This is a genomic window from Pseudomonas sp. TE9122 (genome assembly GCF_056278925.1).
On sequence record NZ_JBWBQI010000001.1, the window covers coordinates 2,368,237 to 2,391,881 of the forward strand.

14 protein-coding genes are annotated in these 23,645 nt (G+C 60.8%); 10 read left to right on the forward strand and 4 right to left on the reverse strand.

Going from position 1 to position 23,645, the window contains the following annotated elements; translation table 11 throughout:
* The first annotated feature begins 66 nt into the window (after positions 1 to 66).
* The 7 genes from tpx (at position 67) to ACZ9BE_RS10845 (ending at position 13,161) form a co-directional block, all read left to right on the forward strand.
* A complete protein-coding gene (tpx, locus tag ACZ9BE_RS10815; RefSeq protein WP_076563099.1) occupies positions 67 to 567 on the forward strand; it encodes a thiol peroxidase in 501 nt (166 codons plus the stop codon).
* Between the two features lie 174 nt (positions 568 to 741).
* Positions 742 to 2,046, forward strand: a complete 1,305-nt coding sequence (locus tag ACZ9BE_RS10820; RefSeq protein ID WP_476249386.1) for an MdtA/MuxA family multidrug efflux RND transporter periplasmic adaptor subunit — start codon at positions 742 to 744, stop codon at positions 2,044 to 2,046.
* Positions 2,043 to 5,144, forward strand: coding sequence for an MdtB/MuxB family multidrug efflux RND transporter permease subunit (locus ACZ9BE_RS10825; protein ID WP_056785779.1), 3,102 nt, complete (start codon positions 2,043 to 2,045; stop codon positions 5,142 to 5,144). The genes ACZ9BE_RS10820 and ACZ9BE_RS10825 overlap by 4 nt, the downstream gene beginning before the upstream one ends.
* A 136-nt stretch (positions 5,145 to 5,280) precedes the next feature.
* Positions 5,281 to 8,388 (forward strand): efflux RND transporter permease subunit, encoded by a 3,108-nt coding sequence (locus ACZ9BE_RS10830; protein WP_236168882.1) that lies wholly within the window; start codon positions 5,281 to 5,283, stop codon positions 8,386 to 8,388.
* A complete protein-coding gene (locus ACZ9BE_RS10835) occupies positions 8,385 to 9,854 on the forward strand; it encodes an efflux transporter outer membrane subunit (protein WP_150635394.1) in 1,470 nt (489 codons plus the stop codon). Before ACZ9BE_RS10830 ends, ACZ9BE_RS10835 begins: the two co-directional genes overlap by 4 nt.
* Before the next feature lie 301 nt (positions 9,855 to 10,155).
* Positions 10,156 to 12,237 (forward strand): putative bifunctional diguanylate cyclase/phosphodiesterase, encoded by a 2,082-nt coding sequence (locus ACZ9BE_RS10840; protein ID WP_150635393.1) that lies wholly within the window; start codon positions 10,156 to 10,158, stop codon positions 12,235 to 12,237.
* Positions 12,238 to 12,414: 177 nt separating this feature from the next.
* Positions 12,415 to 13,161, forward strand: coding sequence for an SDR family oxidoreductase (locus ACZ9BE_RS10845; protein WP_041480996.1), 747 nt, complete (start codon positions 12,415 to 12,417; stop codon positions 13,159 to 13,161).
* 131 nt (positions 13,162 to 13,292) lie between these two features.
* Here the strand turns inward: ACZ9BE_RS10845 and mapR are convergent, their stop codons facing one another.
* The 3 genes from mapR to ACZ9BE_RS10860 all read right to left on the reverse strand — a co-directional run bounded on the left by mapR (position 13,293) and on the right by ACZ9BE_RS10860 (position 16,946).
* Positions 13,293 to 14,702 carry a GntR family transcriptional regulator MpaR gene (gene mapR, locus ACZ9BE_RS10850; protein WP_041480995.1) on the reverse strand — a complete coding sequence of 470 codons (1,410 nt, stop codon included), beginning with the start codon at positions 14,700 to 14,702 and terminating at the stop codon, positions 13,293 to 13,295.
* A gap of 369 nt (positions 14,703 to 15,071) precedes the next feature.
* Positions 15,072 to 16,502: a cytochrome c oxidase accessory protein CcoG gene (ccoG, locus tag ACZ9BE_RS10855; RefSeq protein ID WP_476249387.1), complete on the reverse strand. Its 1,431-nt coding sequence runs from the start codon at positions 16,500 to 16,502 to the stop codon at positions 15,072 to 15,074.
* Between the two features lie 195 nt (positions 16,503 to 16,697).
* Entirely contained in the window at positions 16,698 to 16,946 is a 249-nt protein-coding gene (locus ACZ9BE_RS10860) for a DUF3203 family protein (protein WP_252880065.1), read from the reverse strand.
* A gap of 121 nt (positions 16,947 to 17,067) precedes the next feature.
* Between ACZ9BE_RS10860 and ACZ9BE_RS10865 the strand changes: the two genes are divergently transcribed.
* Positions 17,068 to 17,580: an MgtC/SapB family protein gene (locus ACZ9BE_RS10865; RefSeq protein ID WP_056785798.1), complete on the forward strand. Its 513-nt coding sequence runs from the start codon at positions 17,068 to 17,070 to the stop codon at positions 17,578 to 17,580.
* A 161-nt stretch (positions 17,581 to 17,741) separates the two neighbouring features.
* Here the strand turns inward: ACZ9BE_RS10865 and ACZ9BE_RS10870 are convergent, their stop codons facing one another.
* Positions 17,742 to 17,900, reverse strand: a complete 159-nt coding sequence (locus tag ACZ9BE_RS10870) for a hypothetical protein (protein ID WP_167351302.1) — start codon at positions 17,898 to 17,900, stop codon at positions 17,742 to 17,744.
* Between the two features lie 217 nt (positions 17,901 to 18,117).
* Here ACZ9BE_RS10870 and ACZ9BE_RS10875 point away from each other — a divergent pair, with 217 nt between their 5' ends.
* Together ACZ9BE_RS10875 and treS are read left to right on the forward strand one after the other, a co-directional pair.
* Entirely contained in the window at positions 18,118 to 20,115 is a 1,998-nt protein-coding gene (locus tag ACZ9BE_RS10875) for an alpha-1,4-glucan--maltose-1-phosphate maltosyltransferase (protein ID WP_476249388.1), read from the forward strand.
* 186 nt (positions 20,116 to 20,301) lie between these two features.
* Positions 20,302 to 23,643 carry a maltose alpha-D-glucosyltransferase gene (gene treS / locus ACZ9BE_RS10880; protein ID WP_476249389.1) on the forward strand — a complete coding sequence of 1,114 codons (3,342 nt, stop codon included), beginning with the start codon at positions 20,302 to 20,304 and terminating at the stop codon, positions 23,641 to 23,643.
* Positions 23,644 to 23,645 lie beyond the last annotated feature (2 nt).

The following is a 23,645-nucleotide window of genomic DNA, read 5'->3' on the forward strand; positions in this document are numbered from 1 at the left end:
GCCGATTTCGTGGTTAACTTCCGCCTCTTGCATGCTTTCCAATCAAAAAACAGAAGGACTCAAGTCATGGCTCAAGTCACCCTCAAAGGCAATCCGGTTCAAGTCAACGGCCAGTTGCCACAAGCCGGTTCCAAGGCGCCAGCCTTTTCCCTGGTAGCCGGCAATCTGTCCGACGTCACCCTGCAAGACTTCGCCGGCAAGCGCAAAGTCCTGAACATTTTCCCAAGCGTCGACACCCCGACCTGCGCCACCTCCGTGCGCAAGTTCAACGCCCAGGCCAACGACATCAGCAACACCGTGGTGCTGTGCATCTCCGCTGACCTGCCATTCGCCCAAGCACGCTTTTGCGGTGCTGAAGGTCTGGAAAACGTACAGAACCTGTCGACTCTGCGCGGCAGCGAGTTCATCGAAAACTATGGCGTGGCCATCGCTGACGGCCCGCTGAAAGGCCTGACCGCTCGCGCGGTTGTGGTGCTGGATGAAAACGACACCGTTCTGCATAGCGAACTGGTCAAGGAAATCGCCGAAGAGCCTAACTACGAAGCGGCACTGTCCGTTCTCAAGTAAGACTTTTACAATTGTTAACGGCCTGGCCCTGTCCAGGCCGTTTTCATTTGTGTATCAGGGTTTTGCCTCACACCTTGAAACGTAAGTGGAAGGTAAATTGCCGGTAAAGCTGCTTTGCTTAAATCGACTCAGTGCTTATCGTTCAGCCTCCCGTAATAGAAGCCCACGCGCCCAATGGTCAATAACTCCATGCAATCGTCCCCCCGCAAATCCCGTCGCTGGCTGATCAGCCTGCTGGTCCTGTTGGTCATCGCTGTCCTGTGCTGGAAATTCTGGCCCACCGGCTCTGCTGACAAGGCGGGCGGCGACAAAGCGGCCGCCGGGCATACCGGGCGCTCGGGGATGATGCGGCCTGGCTTCGGCGGCGGTACCGGGCCGATTCCGGTGCGTGTGGCGCCGGCGGTGAAGGGCGACTTCCCGCTGTATTACAAGGCGCTGGGCACGGTCACCGCGCTGAACACCATCAATGTTCGCAGCCGCGTGGGCGGCGAACTGGTAAAGATTCATTTCGAAGAAGGGCAGATGGTCAAGGCGGGCGACCTGCTGGCCGAGATCGATCCGCGTCCTTACCAGAACGCTTTGCTCCAGGCCGAAGGCACGCTGCTGCAGAATCAGGCGCAACTGAAAAACGCTCAGGTGGACGTCGAGCGTTACCGCGGCCTGTACAAAGAAGACAGCATCGCCAAACAGACCCTCGATACCGCCGAAGCGCTGGTTGGCCAGTACCTGGGCACGGTCAAGACCAATCAGGCGGCGGTCAACGACGCCAAGCTCAATCTCGAATTCACCAAGATCCGCGCGCCGATTGCCGGTCGCGTCGGTCTGCGTCAGGTCGACGTCGGCAACCTCGTCGCCGCCAACGACACCACGTTCCTCGCGGTGATCACCCAGACGCAACCGATCAGCGTGGCCTTCACCTTGCCGGAAAACAGCCTCGACACCGTGCTCGCGCGTTACCGCAGCGGAGCTAAACTGCCTGCCGAAGCGTGGGATCGGGGCGACACCAAGCTGCAGGCTACCGGTGTGCTGCAAAGCCTCGACAACCAGATCGACGTCGCTACCGGCACCCTCAAGTTCAAGGCCCGTTACGATAACCGCGACCAGTCGCTGTTCCCCAATCAGTTCGTCAATGTTCGTTTGCTGGCCGACACGCTCAAAGGTGTAGTGCTGGCACCGTCGGCAGCGATTCAGTTCGGCACCAATGGCACCTTTGTCTATGCGCTGGACGGCGACAAGAAAGTTACCATTCGCCAACTGAAAATCGGTGCCAGTGACGGTGACAACACCGTGGTCACCGAAGGCCTCGCCGCGGGTGATCGCGTGGTGCTCGAAGGCACCGATCGCCTGAAAGAGGGCAGCGAAGTCGAAGTAGTCAATGACAGCAGCGAAGTGCCGACCTCGCCGACCGAACACCTGCAAGGCAAATCTGCCGCCAATCCCGATGCGACCACAGCCGATAAGGCCAAGAAGGGCGCATGAACATTTCGCGGCTGTTCATCCTCCGTCCGGTAGCCACCACCCTGAGCATGCTGGCCATTGTTCTGGCCGGCCTGATCGCTTATCGCCTGCTGCCGGTTTCGGCCTTGCCGCAGGTCGATTATCCGACCATCCGCGTCATGACCCTGTACCCCGGCGCCAGTCCGGACGTGATGACCAGCGCCGTCACCGCGCCGCTTGAACGCCAGTTCGGGCAGATGCCGGGCCTCACACAAATGGCTTCGACCAGCTCCGGCGGCGCTTCGGTGCTGACCCTGCGTTTCAGCCTCGACATCAACATGGACGTCGCCGAACAGCAGGTGCAAGCCGCGATCAACGCCGCGACCAATCTGCTGCCGACCGACCTGCCGGCACCGCCGGTGTACAACAAGGTCAACCCGGCGGACACGCCTGTTCTGACCTTGGCCATCACCTCGAAAACCATGCTGCTGCCCAAGCTCAATGATCTGGTCGATACGCGCATGGCGCAGAAAATCGCCCAGATCAGCGGCGTCGGCATGGTCAGCATTGCCGGTGGCCAGCGCCAGGCCGTGCGGATCAAGGTCAACCCCGAAGCGCTGGCGGCCAACAGCCTCAACCTGTCGGACGTGCGCACGCTGATCGGCGCCTCCAACGTCAACCAGCCGAAAGGCAACTTCGATGGCCCGACCCGGGTGTCGATGCTCGATGCCAACGACCAACTGACCTCGCCCGAGGACTACGCCAACCTCATCCTGACCTACAAGAACGGCGCACCGTTGCGGCTCAAGGACGTCGCGGAAATCGTCGATGGCGCCGAGAACGAGCGTCTGGCCGCGTGGGCCAACCAGAATCAGGCGGTGTTGCTGAACATCCAGCGACAGCCCGGCGCCAACGTTATCGAAGTGGTCGACCGCATCAAGGCCTTGCTGCCAAGCATCACCGACAATCTGCCGGCCGGCCTCGACGTCACGGTGCTGACGGATCGCACCCAGACCATCCGTGCCTCGGTCACCGACGTGCAACATGAACTGCTGATCGCTATCGCGCTGGTGGTCATGGTCACGTTCCTGTTTCTGCGCCGCGCCAGTGCGACGATCATCCCGTCAGTGGCCGTGCCGCTGTCGCTGATCGGCACCTTCGGCGTGATGTACCTCGCCGGGTTCTCGGTGAACAACCTGACCCTGATGGCGCTGACCATTGCCACCGGTTTCGTCGTCGACGACGCCATCGTCATGCTCGAGAACATTTCGCGCTTCATCGAAGAGGGTGACAGCCCGATGCAGGCCGCGCTCAAGGGCGCGAAACAGATCGGCTTCACCCTGATTTCCCTGACCCTGTCGCTGATCGCCGTACTGATTCCGCTGCTGTTCATGGCCGACGTGGTAGGGCGCCTGTTCCGCGAATTCGCCATCACCCTGGCGGTGGCGATCCTGATTTCCCTGGTGGTGTCGCTGACCCTGACGCCGATGATGTGCGCGCGTCTGCTCAAGCGTGAACCGCAAGAACACGAGCAAGGCCGTTTCTACCGCGCCAGCGGTGCGTTCATCGACTGGATGATCAAGGAATACGGGCGGATGCTGCGCTGGGTGCTCAAGCATCAGCCGCTGACCTTGCTGGTCGCCATCGGCACGCTGGCGTTGACCGTATTCCTTTACGTGATCGTGCCGAAGGGTTTCTTTCCGGTGCAGGACACCGGGGTGATTCAGGGTATTTCCGAAGCGCCGCAGTCGATCTCCTTCGCGGCGATGGGCGAGCGGCAGCAGCAACTGGCGAAGATCATTCTTGAAGATCCGGCGGTGCAGAGCCTGTCGTCCTACATTGGCGTCGACGGCGACAACGCTACGCTCAACAGCGGCCGCTTGCTGATCAACCTCAAGCCCCATGGCGAGCGCGATCTGACGGCCAGTGAAGTGATTTCCCGCCTGCAACCGCAACTGGACAAACTGGTCGGCATTCGTCTGTTCATGCAGCCGGTGCAGGATCTGACCATCGAGGACCGGGTCAGCCGCACCCAGTACCAGTTCAGCATGTCCTCGCCGGACTCCGAATTGCTCAGCCAGTGGAGTGGCCGTCTGGTCGAAGCCCTGGCCCAGCGTCCGGAGTTGACCGACGTGGCCAGTGATCTGCAGGACAAAGGCTTGCAGGTCTATCTGGTGATCGACCGCGACGCCGCATCGCGCCTTGGCGTGTCGGTGGCGAATATCACCGATGCGCTGTACGACGCCTTCGGCCAGCGGCAGATTTCGACCATTTACACCCAGGCCAGCCAGTATCGCGTGGTGCTGCAAGCCCAGGCCGGGGAGAAGATCGGCCCGCAGGCGCTGGATCAGATTCACGTCAAGACCACCGACGGCGCGCAGGTACGCCTGTCGAGTCTGGCGCATGTTGAAGAGCGTCAGGCGCAATTGGCGATCACTCACATCGGCCAGTTCCCGGCGGTGATGATGTCGTTCAACCTCGCGCCGGGCGTGGCGTTGGGGCATGCCGTGGACATCATCGAGCAAGTGCAGCAGGACATCGGCATGCCGGTCGGCGTGCAGACTCAGTTCCAGGGCGCGGCGCAGGCGTTCCAGGCTTCGCTGTCGAGCACCTTGCTGCTGATTCTGGCGGCGGTGGTGACCATGTACATCGTCCTCGGCGTGCTCTACGAGAGCTACATCCACCCGATCACCATTCTTTCGACCTTGCCGTCCGCCGCAGTCGGTGCCTTGCTGGCGTTGCTGCTCAGTGGCAACGACCTGGGCATGATCGCGATCATCGGCATCATTCTGTTGATCGGTATCGTCAAGAAGAACGCGATCATGATGATCGACTTCGCCCTCGACGCCGAACGCACCCAGGGCATGGCCCCGGCAGAGGCGATCTATCAAGCGGCGTTGCTGCGCTTCCGGCCGATTCTGATGACCACGCTGGCGGCGTTGTTCGGCGCAGTGCCGCTGATGCTGGCCACGGGGTCTGGCGCGGAACTGCGTCAGCCGTTGGGTCTGGTGATGGTCGGCGGCTTGTTGGTGAGCCAGGTGTTGACGCTGTTCACCACGCCGGTGATTTACCTGTACTTCGACCGCCTCGGAAGGCGCTTTGGCAAATCCAAAGCCGAAGGTGAAGAGGTCGCGGTATGACTGTCGGAATATATCTCCCCTGTGGGAGCGAGCCTGCTCGCGAAAGCGGGAGGTCAGTCACTGCCAAAGTTGAAGGTAAGGGCGCATTCGCGAGCAGGCTCGCTCCCACAGAGGTATGCGGGGAGAACAAGAGTCGATGAACCTCTCCGGCCCTTTCATCAAACGCCCCGTGGCAACCATGCTGCTCTCCCTGGCAATCATGTTGCTCGGTGGGGTCAGCTTCGGGCTGTTGCCGGTATCGCCGTTGCCGCAGATGGATTTCCCGGTGATTGTCGTCCAGGCCAGTCTGCCGGGCGCCAGTCCCGAGGTGATGGCTTCGACGGTGGCGACGCCGCTGGAGCGGTCGTTCGGTGCGATTGCCGGCGTCAATACCATGAGCAGCCGTTCCAGTCAGGGTTCGACGCGGGTGATTCTGCAGTTTGACCTCGACCGCGACATCAACGGCGCGGCGCGGGAAGTGCAGGCGGCGATCAACGCCTCGCGCAATCTGCTGCCTAGCGGGATGCGCAGCATGCCGACCTATAAAAAGGTCAATCCGTCGCAGGCGCCGATCATGGTGCTGTCGCTGACCTCGGACGTGCTGGAAAAAGGCCAGCTCTACGACCTGGCTTCGACCATCCTCTCGCAAAGCCTGTCGCAGGTGCAGGGCGTTGGTGAAGTACAGATCGGTGGCAGTTCGCTGCCGGCGGTGCGCATCGAGCTCGAACCGCAGGCGCTGAACCAGTACGGCGTGGCCCTCGACGATGTACGCAAGACCATTGCCGACGCTAACGTGCGCCGGCCCAAGGGTTCGGTCGAGGACGGCGAGCGCTTGTGGCAGATCCAGGCCAACGATCAGTTGGAGAAAGCCAAGGATTACGAGTCGCTGATCATTCACTACGCCGATGGCGCCGCATTGCGTCTCAGGGATGTGGCGAAAGTCAGCGATGGCGTCGAAGACCGTTACAACAGCGGTTTCTTCAACGACGACGCGGCGGTATTGCTGGTGATCAACCGTCAGGCCGGCGCTAACATCATCGAGACGGTCAACGAGATCAAGGCGCAGTTGCCCGCGCTGCAAGCGGTGCTGCCGGCCAGCGTCAAACTCAATCTGGCCATGGATCGCTCGCCAGTGATCAAGGCGACGCTGCACGAAGCCGAGATGACCTTGCTGATCGCCGTCGCCCTGGTGGTGCTGGTGGTGTACCTGTTTCTGGGTAACTTCCGCGCCTCGCTGATCCCGACCCTGGCGGTGCCGGTGTCGCTGGTCGGTACCTTTGCGGTGATGTACCTGTACGGGTTCTCGCTGAACAACCTGTCGCTGATGGCGCTGATTCTCGCCACAGGTCTTGTGGTGGACGATGCCATCGTAGTGTTGGAGAACATTTCCCGGCATATCGACGAAGGCGTCAAACCGATGCAGGCCGCGTACCTCGGGGCCAAGGAAGTCGGTTTTACCCTGCTGTCGATGAACGTCTCGCTGGTGGCGGTGTTCCTGTCGATCCTGTTCATGGGCGGGCTGGTTGAAAGCCTGTTCCGCGAGTTTTCCATCACCCTGGCGGCGGCGATCGTGGTGTCGCTGGTGGTTTCCCTGACGCTGACGCCAATGCTCTGCGCGCGCTGGCTCAAGCCGCACACGCCGGGCCAGGAAAACCGCCTGCAACGCTGGAGCCACAAGACCAACGACTGGATGGTCGGCAAATACGCCACCAGCCTCGACTGGGTGTTGCGTCATCGGCGTCTGACCTTGTTCAGTCTGCTGCTCACTGTTGGCGTCAACATTGCGCTGTATGTGGTGGTGCCGAAAACCTTCCTGCCGCAGCAGGACACCGGCCAGTTGATCGGTTTCGTGCGTGGCGACGACGGTCTGTCGTTCAACGTCATGCAGCCGAAAATGGAAACCTTCCGCCGCGCCGTGCTCAAGGACGAAGCGGTGGAAAGCGTGGCCGGCTTCATTGGTGGTAACAACGGCACCAACAACGCCTTCATGATCGTGCGCCTGAAACCGATCAAGGAGCGCCAGCTGTCGGCACAGAAAGTCATCGAGCGTCTGCGCAAGGAAATGCCCAAGGTGCCCGGGGCGCAGTTGATGCTGATGGCCGACCAGGACCTGCAATTTGGCGGCGGCCGCGAGCAGACCAGTTCGCAATACACCTACATCCTGCAAAGCGGCGACCTCGCTGAATTGCGCAAGTGGTTCCCGAAAGTGGTCACCGCGTTGCGCGCTTTGCCCGAGCTGACCGCCATCGATGCCCGCGAAGGTGCCGGGGCGCAGCAGGTGACACTGATTGTCGACCGGGATCAGGCCAAGCGCCTGGGGGTCGACATGAACATGGTCACCGCCGTGCTCAACAACGCTTACAGCCAGAGGCAGATTTCGACGATCTACGACAGCCTCAATCAGTATCAGGTGGTGATGGAGGTCAATCCGAAATACGCCCAGGATCCGGTGACGCTCAAGCAGGTCGAGGTGATTACCGCTGACGGTGCGCGCGTGCCGCTGTCGACGTTCGCCCATTACGAAAACAGCCTGGAAAACGACCGCGTCAGCCATGAAGGCCAGTTTGCGTCCGAAAGCATTTCATTTGATATGGCCGAAGGCGTGACCGTGGAGCAGGGGAGTGCCGCCATCGAACGAGCGATCGCCAAGGTCGGTTTGCCGGAGGATGTGATTGCGAAAATGGCCGGCACCGCTGACGCCTTCGCCGCGACGCAGAAGAGCCAGCCGTTCATGATCCTCGGTGCGTTGCTGGCGGTGTATCTGGTGCTCGGTGTGCTGTATGAAAGCTACATTCACCCGCTGACCATTCTCTCGACTTTGCCCTCGGCCGGGGTTGGCGCGTTGCTGTCGATCTATGCATTGGGGGGCGAGTTCAGCCTGATTTCCCTGCTGGGGATATTCCTGCTGATCGGCGTGGTGAAAAAGAACGCCATTCTGATGATCGATCTGGCGCTGCAATTGGAGCGTCATCAGGGCCTGTCGCCGCTGGAGTCGATCCGCAGCGCCTGTCTGCAACGCTTGCGGCCGATCCTGATGACCACGCTGGCGGCGATCCTCGGCGCCTTGCCGTTGCTGCTCGGCCGCGCCGAGGGTGCGGAAATGCGCCAGCCGCTGGGCCTGACCATCATTGGCGGCCTGGTGTTCAGCCAGGTCCTGACCCTTTACACCACCCCGGTGGTTTACCTTTATCTCGACAAGCTGCGCCATCGCTTCAACAAATGGCGTGGCGTGCGTACTGATGCCGCTCTGGAAACTCCGCTATGACTGACCGTTCGCTTATTCAATTGGCCACCGTCCGCGGCTCGCGCCTATTGAGCCTGTCGCTGTGCGTGGCGCTGCTCAGCGCTTGCGCAGTCGGCCCGGACTACCAGCGCCCGCAAACTGCCGAAATCGCTCAGTTCAAGGAAGCCGAAGGCTGGCGTCAGGCCAATCCCAGCGACTCGCTGGCCCGGGGCGCCTGGTGGGAGTTGTACGGCGATCGGCAGCTCAACGCCTTGGTGGAAAAACTCAACAGCTCCAACCAGACCGTCGCCCAGTCCGAAGCGCAGTTTCGTCAGGCGCAGGCTTTGGTGCGCAGTGCACGCGGGGCGTTTTACCCCAGTGTCGACCTGAGTCTGGGCAAGAACCGCTCGAGTCAGGGCACCGGCAGCAGCAGTTCGAGCCTGAGCAGTTCCTCAAGCGGTATTCGTGATACCTACACCGCGCAACTGGGCGTCAGTTGGGAAGCCGATGTCTGGGGCAAGCTGCGCCGTGGGCTGGAGGCGGATGAGGCCAACGCCCAGGCGAGTTTTGCCGATCTGGCGGCGATGCGTCTGAGTCAGCAGTCGGAGCTGGTGCAGAACTACCTGCAACTGCGCGTCATCGATCAGCAGAAGCGTTTGCTTGAAGCCACGGTTGCCGCTTACGAGCGATCACTGAAGATGACGCAGAACCAGTACCGCGCCGGGGTTTCCGGGCGCGATGCGGTGGCGCAGGCGCAAACCCAGTTGAAAAGCACCCAGGCCGATCTGGTCGACCTGATCTGGCAGCGCGCACAGTTTGAAAACGCCATTGCCGTGCTCACTGGCGAAGCCCCGGCCAACTTCAGCATTGCCGAAAGCCAGAACATCCCGAATCTGCCGCAAGTGCCGTTGAGCCTGCCTTCGCAATTGCTCGAACGCCGTCCTGACATCGCTTCGGCAGAGCGCTCTGTGATCGCCGCCAACGCCAATGTCGGCGTGGCGAAAGCCGCGTATTACCCGGACCTGACCCTGAGCCTGAGCGGCGGCTACAGCAGCAGTACCTCGAAAAACCTGATCAGCCTGCCGAACCGTTTCTGGTCGGTCGGCCCGCAGCTTTCTCTGCCGCTGTTCGACGGCGGCATTCGTTCGGCCGAGGTTGACCGCAGCGAGGCGGCCTATGACGAAACCGTCGCGCGCTACCGCCAGACCGTGCTCGACGGTTTCCGCGAAGTGGAAAACTACCTGGTCCAGCTCAAGGTGTATGAGGACGAAGCGGCAGTGCGCCAGGAAGCGCTGGATGCTGCCCGCGATTCTCTGCGCCTGACGGAAAACCAGTACAAGGCCGGGCTGATTGCCTATATCGACGTGGTCGTGGTGCAAGCCACGGCGCTGAGCAACGAACGCAGTGTGCTGAATATTCTGCAGAACCGACTGATCGCCAGCGTGCAACTGATCGCCGCGCTGGGCGGCGGCTGGGACGGCCAACTCGACGTCAGCGACAACCGCTGAACCTGTGGGAGCGAGCCTGCTCGCGAAAGCGGTGGGTCAGGCAACTACGATGGTGGCTGTGCCGACGCCTTCGCGAGCAGGCTCGCTCCCACGGGGATTTTTGTCTGGCATGAGATCGCTTTCACAGGGTGAGGTTAAAGCCCACCGCAGAGCCTTGTAGGACGATCGAACAAGCGTTTCATCGGCTTGATGGCAATTTGGTTACTTTGTCAGTGCGTTCTTCCGCGCAATCAGTACAATCGCCGCATTTGCCCGACCGAGAATGGAAGCAGTACGGTTTCGGCTTGTCACGAGAACGTCCATGCTCATCGGCAGCTACTCCTTCACCCTGGTTTTCATTTCGTTGTGCGTGGCCATTCTGGCTTCCTACACGGCGCTCGATCTCACCGGGCGCATTGCCACGGCTAAAGGCCGGGCCGTGCATTTCTGGACGGCGGGCGGGGCGTTGGCGATGGGCGTTGGCGTCTGGTCGATGCATTTCATCGGCATGCTCGCCTTCAAATTGCCGATCGACCTGGGCTACGACTTCGCCCTCACTGCGCTGTCGCTGCTGATCGCGGTGCTGTCCTGCGGCTTCGCGTTGTGGCTGGTCAGCCAACCGAAACTGCCGCTGGCGCAACTGGCTTTCGGTGCGCTGATCATGGGTTCGGGCATCAGCGCCATGCACTACACCGGCATGGCCGCGCTGCGCATGACACCGGGCATCGATTACGACCCGACCCTGTTCAGTGCCTCCCTGCTGATCGCCGTCGGCGCCTCGGCAGCGGCATTGTGGATTGCCTTTCGCCTGCGTCAGCACTCGCCCTATGTGCGGCTGATTCGCGCAGGTGCGGCGGTGATCATGGGTGTGGCAATTGTCGGCATGCATTACACCGGCATGGCTGCTGCGCAATTTCCTGACGGCAGTTTCTGCGGCGCGACGCTCAATGGCTTGAAGGGCAATGGCCTCGACAGTCTGGTCGTGGTGACCACGCTGGCGGTGCTGTCGATTGCGTTGTTGACCTCGATCCTCGACGCCCGCCTCGAAGCGCGCACGGCTGATCTGGCGCACTCGCTGACGGTGGCCAACCGCGAACTCACCCAACTGGCCCTGCACGATCCGCTGACCAGTCTGCCCAACCGCATGCTGCTCGACGACCGCATCAATCAGGCGATCAAAAAGGTGCAAGAGCAGGGTGGCTGCTTCGCCTTGATGTTCATCGACCTCGACGGCTTCAAACCGGTCAACGACGCATTCGGCCATCACATGGGCGACCAATTGCTGCGCGAGGTCGGCGCGCGTCTGCGTGAAGACTTGCGCAGCCAGGACACTCTTGCGCGAATCGGCGGCGATGAGTTCGTTCTGCTGGTGCGTTTGAGCGAGCCCAATGACGCCTTGAGCCTGGCTGCGCGTCAGGTCAGCCTGATCGGTCGCACGTTCCGCGTCGCTGAACATGATCTGCAGATTTCCGCCAGCGTCGGCATTGCCCTCTACCCGGGCAACGGTGACAACGCCCAGGAACTGCTGATGAACGCCGACGCCGCGATGTACCACGCCAAGGGCGGCGGCAAGAACGGCTACAGCTTCTTCGATGCATCGATGAACACCAACGCGCGCAAACAATTGCAACTGTTACAGGATCTGCGCGCGGCCATCGAGCACAACCAGTTCTGTCTGCATTACCAGCCCAAGTTCGACGCCGCCAATGGCCGTCCGGTCGGTGCTGAAGCGCTGCTGCGTTGGAAGCATCCGCTGCACGGCATGTTGATGCCGGACAAGTTCATTGATCTGGCGGAGAAAACCGGGCTGATCATTCCGATGGGTGAATGGGTGCTCAACGAAGCCTGCCGGCAGATGCGCGAATGGTACGTGCTCGGTTACACCGACTGGCGCATCGCCGTGAACCTCTCGGCCTTGCAGTTCTGCCATGCCGGGCTGGTGCAAAGCGTGGCCAAGGCGCTGGCGACCCATCACCTGCCGGCCAACAGCCTGACTCTGGAAATCACCGAAACCACGGCCATGAGCGACGCCGATGCGAGCATGACCGTGCTGCAAGAGCTGTCGGACATGGGTGTCGACCTGTCGATCGACGACTTCGGCACCGGTTATTCCAGCCTGATGTACCTCAAGCGCCTGCCGGCCAATGAGCTGAAGATCGACCGCGGTTTCGTCCGCGATCTGGAGCACGACAGCGATGATGCTGCAATCGTCTCGGCGATTGTTGCGCTGGGGCAGGCCCTGGATTTGCGGATTGTCGCCGAAGGTGTCGAAACCGGCGCGCAACAGGACTTCCTGACCAAACTGGGCTGTGATTCGCTGCAGGGCTATCTGCTCGGCCATCCGATGCCGGCGGAGCGCTTCATGCAGGACATCGTGCGTGGGCAACGGCTGGCGGTGGTCTGAGATACCGAGTCATCGTTCTTCGCGAGCAGGCTCGCTCCCACAGGTGATCGCATTCCCTTGTGGGAGCGAGCCTGCTCGCGAAGGCGCTTGTGCAAACACCATAGAACTCATGCAAAAGCCATGAATGGCAGTTATTCTTCCCCCGACTGTTACGTGTGCACGTGGGGGAAGGCCAGCATGGATAAAGTCATTGTCATCACCGGGGGCGGGCGCGGAATCGGCGCGGCTACGGCATTGCTGGCAGCCGAACAGGGCTACCGGATCTGCATCAACTACCAGTCGGATGAGCAGGCCGCACACAGCGTACTCGAACAGGTTCGAGCCTTGGGCGCGCAGGCCATCGCGGTTCGCGCCGATGTCAGCATCGAAGACGAAGTGATCGCGATGTTTCATCGCGTCGACACCGAACTGGGCCGGGTTACCGCGCTGGTCAACAACGCCGGCACCGTCGGGCAGAAGTCGCGAGTCGATGAAATGTCCGAATTCCGCATCCTCAAAATCATGAAAACCAACGTGCTGGCGCCGATCCTCTGCGCCAAACACGCGATCCTGCGCATGTCGCCCAAACACGGCGGGCAGGGCGGCAGCATCGTCAACGTCTCCTCGGTCGCGGCACGCCTCGGTTCGCCGAACGAGTACGTTGATTACGCCGCATCCAAGGGTGCGCTCGACACCTTCACTATCGGTCTGTCGAAAGAAGTCGCGGGTGAGGGCATTCGCGTCAATGCCGTGCGTCCGGGCTACATCTATACCGACTTCCATGCGCTGAGCGGCGACCCGGATCGGGTCAGCAAGCTCGAATCGGCGATTCCCATGGCCCGGGGCGGGCGGCCGGATGAAGTTGCGGAGGCGATTGTCTGGTTGCTGTCGGACAAGGCATCGTATGCGACCGGGACGTTTGTTGATTTGGGGGGTGGGCGGTAAACCGGTGGGTTTGCAGTGTTAAAACCGGCCTCTTCGCGAGCAGGCTCGCTCCCACAGTGGATTTGTGAATACAGACCCCATGTGGGAGCGAGCCTGCTCGCGAAGGGGCCAGTCCAGACAACATCTATCCCTCAGAACGACCGCACAATCCGCCCCAACGTCTCCATGGCCTTTTCCGATTCCTCGGTCCAGGGGCTGCCGTAATTCAACCGAATGCAATTCCTGAAGCGCTGGGTCGGCGAGAAGATCGGCCCCGGCGCGATGCTGATGCCTTGTGCCAGTGCCATCTGAAACAGCTTCAGCGAATCCATCTGCTCCGGCAATTCCAGCCATAGAAAGTAGCCGCCCGCCGGTTGGCTGACCCGGGTCTGCGCCGGAAAGTAGCGGGCAATCGCCGCGAGCATCGCGCTCTGTTGTTCTTCCAGGGCATAACGCAGTTTGCGCAGATGCCGATCGTAGCCGCCGTGTTGCAGATAATCGGCGATAGCCGCTTGCGCCGGCATCGAAGCGCACAGCGAGGTCATCAGCTTCAGCCGTTCGATTTTCTGCGCAAAACGCCCGGCCGCCACCCAGCCGATGCGATAACCGGGCGCGAGACTTTTGGCGAACGAGCCGCAATGCATGACCAATCCTTCGGTATCAAAAGCCTTGGCCGGTTTTGGCGCCTGTTGCCCGTAATAAAGCTCGGCGTAGACGTCGTCTTCGATCAACGGCACCTGATGCTGACGCAGCAGTTCGACCAGTTCCTGTTTCTTCGCCTCGGGCACAGTCGCGCCCATCGGATTCTGGAAACTGGTCATGCACCAGCAGGCCTTGATCGGATGGCGTTCCAAAGTCTGCGCGAGCACACCGAGGTCGATGCCATCGCGCGGGTGCACGGGGATCTCCACAGCTTTGAGTTTCAGACGCTCGAGCACCTGCAGGCTGGCGTAGAACGCCGGGGCCTCGATGGCCACCAGATCCCCGGGCTCGGTCACCGCTTGCAGGCACAGGTTCAGCGCTTCGAGCGCGCCGTTGGTGATGAGCAATTCTTCCATCGGCAACATCAGCCCGCCGACCATGTAGCGCAGGGCAATCTGCCGGCGCAGTTGCGGGTTGCCCGGGGACATATCGGTGACGACCATGCGCGGGTCCATCTCCCGCGCGGCGCTGGCCAGGGAGCGCGACAGGCGTTGCAGCGGGAACAGCGTCGGGCTGGGGAAGGCCGAGCCGAATGGCACGGTGTTGGGGTCTTTGATCGAATCGAGTACCGAGAACACCAACTCGCTGACGTCGACTTCAGTGGATTCGTTGACCTGGCTGCTGATTACCGGCTCGGAGAATGTGCTCGGCGTATGGGCGTTGACGAAGTAACCGGAGCGCGGCCGGGCGCGGATCAGGCCGCGGCGTTCGAGCAGGTAATAGGCCTGGAACACCGTGGACGGGCTGACGCCGTAGGTCTGGCTGGCGTAGCGCACCGACGGCACCCGCTGGCCGGGGCCGAGGACGCCGGAGCGGATCAGTTCAGCGATGTCGTCGGCGAATTTTTCGTAGCGTTTCATCGGTGGGCCTTGGTGGACATGATTTTGTGGGGTGTCAGGGAAGGAGCCCTCACCCTAGCCCTCTCCCAGAGGGAGAGGGGACTGATTGGGGGATGCTGATGAAATATGCCGACCTGACAGTGCTTTGCCGAATCCATAATCGACTCGGTCTTTCAGGTCGATGCATAGCGACAGACACCTCGGTCGGCTCCCTCTCCCTCCGGGAGAGGGGACTGATTGGGGGATGCTGATGAAATACGCCGACCTGACAGTGCTTTGCCGAATCCATAATCGACTCGGTCTTTCAGGTCGATGCATAGCGACAGACACCTCGGTCGGCTCCCTCTCCCTCCGGGAGAGGGCTGGGGTGAGGGCAGCAATGCCAAATTCTCAACGATTTATCGGCGCCACAAACCGGCTCTTCGCCACGCTGTATACCTGCGGCTCGTCACTGTCTTCAATCCTGAAACTCAACGTCTGCGAACTGCTCGCCGGCCGCTCGGTGGTCATCGCCACCGACACCGGCACATCGACAATCTCTCCCGGCGCCAGGCTCAATGCCGTTTTGCCCTGCAACTCAAACCCGTCGCCATCAACCAGACTCAACCGGTATTCCTGTCGCTGCTGAGTCTTGTTGATCACTTTCAGCGAATAAATATTCTCGATCTGCCCCTGAGCGTTCTCGCGGAACAACCCGCGATCCTTGGTCACGTCCAGCGACACCATCGGCCGCGCGATCAATGCCAGCGCCAACGCTCCGATCATCACCAACAACACCGCCGTATAGCCAATCAAACGCGGACGCAGCAGATGGGTTTTGCCGCCCTGCAATTCGCGCTCGGAACTGTAGCGGATCAGGCCGCGCGGGTAATGCATTTTGTCCATGATCGAATCGCAGGCATCGATGCACGCTGCGCAGCCGATGCATTCCATTTGCAAACCATCGCGGATGTCGATGCCGGTCGGGCAGACCTGCACGCATAACTGGCAGTCGATGCAATCACCCAGGCCGGCTTCGACCGGGCGCACATCACGCTTGCGCGGACCACGGTTTTCGCCACGGGCGGCGTCGTAGGCAATGGTCAGCGTGTCCTTGTCGAACATCACACTCTGGAACCGCGCATACGGGCACATGTGCATGCACACGGCTTCACGCAGCCAACCGGCGTTGATGTAGGTGGCGGCGGCGAAGAACAGCACCCAGAACAGACTGATGCCACCGATCTGCAGGGTCAGCAAATCTTCAGCCAGCGGCCGGATCGGGGTGAAGTAACCGACGAAGGTCAGGCCGGTCATCACGCTGATCGCCAGCCACAACGTGTGCTTGGCGGCGCGCCGCGCCAGTTTGTTCAGGCTCCACGGCGCCGCTTGCAGCTTGATTCGCTGGTTGCGTTCGCCTTCGGTGATCTTCTCGCACCACATGAAGATCCACGTCCACGAACTCTGCGGGCAGGTGTAACCGCACCAGACGCGACCGGCGAACACGGTGATGGCGAAGAGTCCGAACGCAGCGATGATCAGCAGCGCCGAGAGCAAAATGAAATCCTGCGGCCAGAACGTCGCGCCAAAGATATGGAATTTGCTTTCCGCCAGATCCCACAGCACCGCCTGCCGACCGCCCCAGTTCAGCCACACGGTGCCGAAGAACAGCAGGAACAGAAACCCGGCACCGCTCATACGCAGGTTGCGGAACAGGCCGGTGAAACTGCGGGTGTGGATCTGCTTGTCGGTGGATCCGGCAGTCGCTTTCAGAGGGCGCGCGGGTACGCTTCTTATCGTCGGCGCTGCTTCTACGGTTCGGACGGGGATTTGCTCGCTCATGTTCGTTCGCTCATCAGCCTCCATCAGGCCGATGAACTATGGGCGCCGATCTGTTTGCAGAACAGACTCAGGTTTGGCAATAAAAAGCGGATCAGATGGGGTTTGGCGCAATGCCTGCGACAACTTGAAGCATCAGGGTGGGCGCGGCGCAAACGCCTATCGCGGATGTTTGCGCAGCGTATTGAGCGAGGTCAATCAAACCACCGAACCACTGTCATCGGCTTTAACGTGCTTGCGCCCGTCTTTAGCCCCGGCCACGGTCAGGGCATTGGCTTCTGCTTCGGTGATGTAGGCGCGTTTGCCTTCGATTTCCACGAACGACATGGCTTTTTCGCTATCGGTCTCGACTGTCAACGTGTCGCAGATACGGATTTCCTCACCATGCTCGACGGTGAAAAAACACACTTTCTGCTCGGGGTTGGATGCATCGATTCGAACGGTCATGGCGGCAGTCCTTTCAAGTGAGGTCTGCACGTTAGGAAACGCAGCGCGCAGTTCGTTCTGCGCAACCGATTAATGGTCGCTGTTGTCCATCGCTTATCAAGCCAATAACAAGGGAAGCACGATGGAAGACTGGTGGGATGAAGTGTGGGCCACGATGCAAGCCGAATTTGCCGACATCGGCGACGCCTCGCAAATGACCCGAATCACCGTACGCCTGCTGATGGCGGCGATTCTCGGCGGGATACTCGGATTTGAGCGCGAGCATAAAGGCAAGGCAGCGGGCGTGCGCACGCACATGCTGGTGGCGTTGGGCGCTGCGCTATTCGTGTTGGTGCCGCAGACCTCGGGCGCAGAATCCGATGCCATGAGTCGGGTCTTGCAGGGTGTGATTGCCGGGATCGGCTTTCTCGGCGCCGGCACCATTCTGAAAAATCAGCAGGGCGACGAGGCCCATGTCAAAGGCCTGACCACGGCGGCGGGCTTATGGATGACGGCGGCGATCGGCGTGGCGGCGGGGCTGGGCAAGGAAGCGACGGCATTGCTCAGTACCATTCTGGCACTGGCGATCTTCAGCGTGATGCCTTACGTGGTGAGAGTGTTCGAAAAGGATGTCGACAAGAACGACCACCTCTGACTTCCCGCCGGCTGATGATCGTTGCCTGATCGTTGCCTGATCGTTCCCGCGCTCCGCGTGGGAATGCAGCCCGGGACGCTCCGCGTCCCTTCTGGAGCCGAACGCGGAGCGTCCGTTGAGGCATCCCCACGCGGAGCGTGGGAACGATCAGGGGGGCAGGGTCAGACGATCACTGGCGGCATCGTATTCGGTGGCTCTTCTTTCGGCGGTGGCGTGGTGCCGGGTGGCTCTTGCTCGGGCACCGGTGGCGGCTCGGTATCCGGCAGGGTGGGTTTGTCGATGTTCGGATCAGGCGTTTCCGCCGGGATCGGGATGTTCATCTGATGACCTCCGTATGGCACATGGCGTGGGACGTGCTTAAGTGAGTTGACCCGGCCACGGCAAATTCGATCCGCCGGTTTGTCTTGTTAATTTCATCTGAACTTTTCCCCGCGCCGGTTGCTCGGAACCTAAGTGAGTTCATGACAGGGCCGGCGCTTTGTCGCGAATACTGTTCCGGCACAAGAGCGTCCTTGGGGCGTTAAGGAGAGATGCTCAATGACTGCTGAAAGACCTTCAGAGCTGAGTTACAACCCGCACATGCCATTGTCGCAGGCGTTGCTGCTGCCTCGAATCGTCATCGAAAACACCATGCCGACCCTCGACGGCGGCCAGTTTGCCGTCAAGTCGATTGCCGGGCGCGAGGTGGTGGTGACCAGCAAAGTGTTTGCCGACGGCCATGACAAGCTCGCCGTACGCATCCGCTGGCGCGAAGAAGGCCAGGAAACCTGGCAGACCGAGGTCATGTCCGATCAGGGCAACAACACCTGGCAAGGCCAGTTCCGCCCCGAAGAGCAGGGCCGCTACCTGTATTGCATCGAAGCGTGGATCGATCATTTCGCCAGCTTCCAGTACGAACTGGAAAAGAAGCACAACGCTGCTGTGCCGGTTTCCCTGGAGCTGCAGGAAGGCCGCACGATGGTGCAACAGGCCGCCGAACGCAGCGAAGGTCAGCTCAGCGAGCAGCTTGCCGCGCTGCACCATGAATTGTCCGGCCTGCTCGAAACCGAGCAGGTTGCGCTGTTTCTGCACTCGCGCAGTGCAGAGTTGATGGCTCAGGCGGATCACCGCGCCTACCTCAGCATCAGCGCCGAATTCCCCATGGACGTCGAGCGCGAACTCGCCGAGTTCGCCAGTTGGTATGAGCTGTTTCCGCGCTCTATCACCGACGATCCCCAGCGTCATGGCACTTTCAACGACGTGCACTCGCGTCTGCCGATGATTCAGGACATGGGCTTCGACGTGTTGTACTTCACGCCGATTCACCCGATCGGCCGCGCCCACCGCAAGGGCCGCAACAATTCCCTGACTGCTGGCCCGGATGATCCCGGCAGCCCGTATGCGATTGGTAGCGAAGAGGGCGGCCACGAGGCGATTCACTCGCAGCTCGGCACCCGTGAAGATTTCCGCCGGCTGGTGGCTGCCGCCGCCGATCACGGCCTGGAAATCGCTCTCGATTTCGCCATCCAGTGCTCCCAGGACCATCCGTGGCTCAAGGAGCATCCGGGCTGGTTCAACTGGCGCCCGGACGGCACGATCAAATACGCCGAAAACCCGCCGAAGAAATACCAGGACATCGTCAACGTCGACTTCTATGCGCCGGACGCGATTCCGAGTCTGTGGGTCGAGTTGCGCGACATCGTCGTCGGCTGGGTCAAGGAAGGTGTGAAGATCTTTCGCGTTGACAACCCGCACACCAAACCGCTGCCCTTCTGGCAATGGTTGATCGCCGACGTTCGCACGCTGTATCCGGAAGTGATTTTCCTCGCCGAGGCCTTCACCACGCCGGCGATGATGGCGCGTCTGGGCAAGGTCGGTTATTCGCAGAGCTACACCTATTTCACCTGGCGCAATACCAAGGCCGAGCTGGCGGAGTACTTCACCGAACTCAATCAGTCACCGTGGCGCGAATGCTACCGGCCGAATTTCTTCGTCAATACCCCGGACATCAACCCGGCGTTTTTGCATGAGTCGGGGCGTCCCGGTTTCCTCATCCGCGCTGCCTTGGCAACGATGGGCTCGGGCCTGTGGGGCATGTATTCCGGCTTCGAGTTATGCGAATCGGCACCGGTGCCGGGCAAAGAGGAATACCTGGATTCGGAGAAATACGAAATCCGCGTCCGCGACTTCACCGCGCCGGGCAACATCATTGCCGAGATCGCTCAGCTCAACCGCATCCGCCGGCAGAACCCGGCGCTGCATACGCATCTGGGCCTGAAAATCTATAACGCCTGGAACGACAATATTCTGTTCTTCGGCAAGCGCAGCGCCGATGGCAGCAATTTCATTCTGGTCGCAGTCAGCCTCGATCCGCATAACGTGCAGGAAGCGAATTTCGAACTGCCGCTGTGGGAAATGGGCCTGCCGGACGATGCCACCACCCATGGCGAAGATTTGATGAACGGCCATCGCTGGAACTGGCACGGCAAGTATCAGTTTATGCGCATCGATCCGGCGTATCAGCCGTTCGGGATTTGGCGGATTACCGCTTCGTAACATTTGCACCGCCTCCGTGGCGAGGGGATTTATCCCCGTTGGGGCGCGCAGCGGCCCCTTTTTTCAAGCTGCACCGCGTTAACAATTTGCGACTGCTGCGCAGCCGAACGGGGATAAATCCCCTCGCCACAGGGGCTCACCACTGCGAGTCCCTCGGTGTATCAGAGAATTTTTCAGGAGTTCCACATGGCGAAGAAACCCAAGGCAGCCGCCTTCATCAAAGACCCGCTCTGGTACAAGGATGCGGTGATCTATCAGGTTCACGTCAAATCGTTTTTCGACTCCAACAATGACGGGATCGGTGACTTTCCCGGGCTTATCGCCAAACTCGATTACATTGCCGACCTCGGCGTCAACACCATCTGGCTGCTGCCGTTCTATCCCTCGCCACGCCGCGACGACGGCTACGACATCGCCGAATATCGTGGCGTGCACAGCGACTACGGGACCATGGCCGACGCCAAGCGCTTCATTGCCGAAGCGCACAAGCGCGGGCTGCGGGTGATCACCGAGCTGGTCATCAACCACACCTCCGACCAGCACCCGTGGTTCCAGCGTGCGCGTAAAGCCAAGCCGGGTTCAGCGGCGCGGGATTTCTACGTGTGGTCCGATGACGATCAGAAATACGACGGCACGCGGATCATCTTCCTCGACACCGAAAAGTCCAACTGGACCTGGGACCCGGTCGCCGGCCAATACTTCTGGCACCGCTTCTACTCGCACCAGCCGGATCTGAACTTCGACAACCCGCAAGTGATGAAAGCCGTGTTGTCGGTGATGCGTTACTGGCTCGACATGGGCATCGACGGCCTGCGCCTCGACGCGATTCCGTACCTGATCGAGCGCGACGGCACCAACAACGAAAACCTGCCCGAGACCCACGACGTCCTCAAGCAGATCCGTGCCGAGATCGACGCCAACTATCCCGATCGCATGCTGCTGGCCGAGGCCAATCAGTGGCCGGAAGACACCCAGCTGTATTTCGGCGATACCGATGCCGCTGGCGTCAATGGCGACGAATGCCACATGGCCTTCCACTTCCCGCTGATGCCGCGCATGTACATGGCGCTCGCGCAGGAAGATCGCTTCCCGATTACCGACATTCTCCGGCAGACCCCGGAAATTCCGGCGAATTGCCAGTGGGCAATTTTCCTGCGCAACCACGATGAGCTGACCCTGGAAATGGTCACCGACCGCGAGCGCGATTACCTGTGGAACTACTACGCGGCTGACCGTCGCGCGCGGATCAACCTCGGTATTCGCCGTCGTCTCGCACCGTTGATGGAACGCGACCGTCGCCGCATCGAACTGCTCAACAGCCTGCTGCTGTCGATGCCCGGCACGCCGACCCTGTACTACGGCGACGAAATCGGCATGGGCGACAACATCTACCTCGGCGACCGCGATGGCGTGCGTACACCGATGCAGTGGTCGATCGACCGCAACGGCGGTTTCTCCCGCGCCGATCCGGCCAGTCTGGTACTGCCGCCGATCATGGACCCGCAGTATGGCTATCAGTCGGTCAACGTCGAAACCCAGTCCGGCGACCCGCATTCGCTGTTGAACTGGACGCGCCGTCTGCTCGCGGTGCGCAAGCAATCGAAAGCCTTCGGCCGTGGCACCTTGAAAATGCTCTCGCCGAGCAACCGTCGCGTGCTGGCTTACACCCGCGAATACACCGATGCCGACGGCAAGCACGAGATCATTCTGTGCGTGGCCAACGTCTCGCGAAGTGCGCAAGCAGTGGAGCTGGACCTGTCGGCGTATGTCGGCATGGTGCCGGTGGAAATGCTCGGCGGTAACGCGTTCCCGCCGATCGGTCAGTTGAATTTCCTCCTGACCCTGGCGCCGTACGGTTTCTATTGGTTTGCACTGGCGGCAGAAAACCAGATGCCGAGCTGGCACGTCGAGCCTGCGCAGAGCCTGCCGGACTTCACCACGCTGGTGCTGAAAAAGCGCATGGAAGAACTGCTCGAAGCGCCATCGCGGACGACGCTGGAGCAAAGCATCCTGCCGAGCTGGCTGCAGAATCGTCGCTGGTTTGCCGGCAAGGATGCGGCGATCGAGAAGGTTAATCTGGCTTACGGCGTGCGCTTCGGTGACGCCCAGCACCCAGTGCTGCTCAGCGAAATCGAAGTCACCAGTGGCGGCCAGACCAACCGTTATCAGCTGCCGTTCGGCTTCATTGGCGAAGACCATGTCGGCCCGCCGTTGCCGCAGCAATTGGCGCTTTCGCGTGTACGCCGTGTGCGTCAGGTCGGCCTGATCACCGATGCGTTCACCTTGGAAACCTTCGTCCGCGCCGTTCTGCAAGGCATGCAGAACAACACCGTACTGGAGTCGATCGAAGGCGAAATCCGCTTCGAACAGACAGATCATCTGGAAAAACTCGGCCTCGGCGCCGAGTCGGATGTGCGCTACCTGTCGGCCGAGCAATCGAACAGTTCAGTGGTAATCGGCAACAGTCTGGTGCTTAAGCTGATACGCAAAGTCGCTTCTGGCGTACACCCGGAACTGGAGATGAGCGCTTACCTGACCGAGGCCGGGTTTGCCAATATCTCTCCACTGCTTGGTTCGGTGATTCGCCGCGACGCGCAAGGCGAAGACAACTTGCTGATGATCGCCCAAGGCTATCTGAGCAATCAGGGCGACGCATGGGAATGGACGCAGAACAACCTCGAACGGGCGCTGCGCGATGAACTAGCCGACGCCATGTCCGAGCAGGAGCAGCATTACAACGCCCTCGGCGAGCTGAGAGACTTCGCCGGCATGCTTGGTCAGCGTCTGGGCGAGATGCATCAGGTGCTCGCTGCGCCAACCGACAATGCCGACTTCGCGCCGCAAGTGTCGTCGAGCAAGGACATGGCCGCGACGGGCAAGGATGTCACCGCCCAGGTCGAACACGCCTTGAAACTGCTCAAACAGCATCAAGGCGAGTTGAATGCGGCGGATCAGAAACTGGTCAAGCGTCTGCTCGACGAGAAGAAAACCATTCTTGCCCATGTGCAGGATCTGGCGAAGAAAGCCACCGGCGGCTTGCGCATTCGGGTGCATGGCGACTTGCATTTGGGCCAGGTGCTGGTGATCAAGGGCGACGCCTACTTGATCGACTTCGAGGGCGAACCGGCGCGGCCATTGAGCGAGCGTCGCGGTAAACACAGCCCGTACAAGGACGTCAGCGGCGTACTGCGTTCGTTCGATTACGCAGCGGCGATGACCATCAATGTGCATAACGTTGATAACAGCGTCGAAGCCGAAGCGGCGCGCAAACGGGTCGCCGAGCGTTATCTGCGTGAGGCACGCGAGGCATTTGTCCAGGCATACCGCGAGGCAGCAGCTAGTCTTGAGCATGCCTGGCAGGATCCCGAGGGTGCCGACGCCGCGCTGGCGTTGTTCGGCCTGGAAAAAGCCGCTTATGAAGTGGCTTACGAGGCAGAAAACCGCCCAACGTGGCTGCCCGTGCCATTGCACGGCTTGTATGGATTATTGACAGGGCTTAAACCCTTTTCCGATCTTGGTGGAGAGTAGTC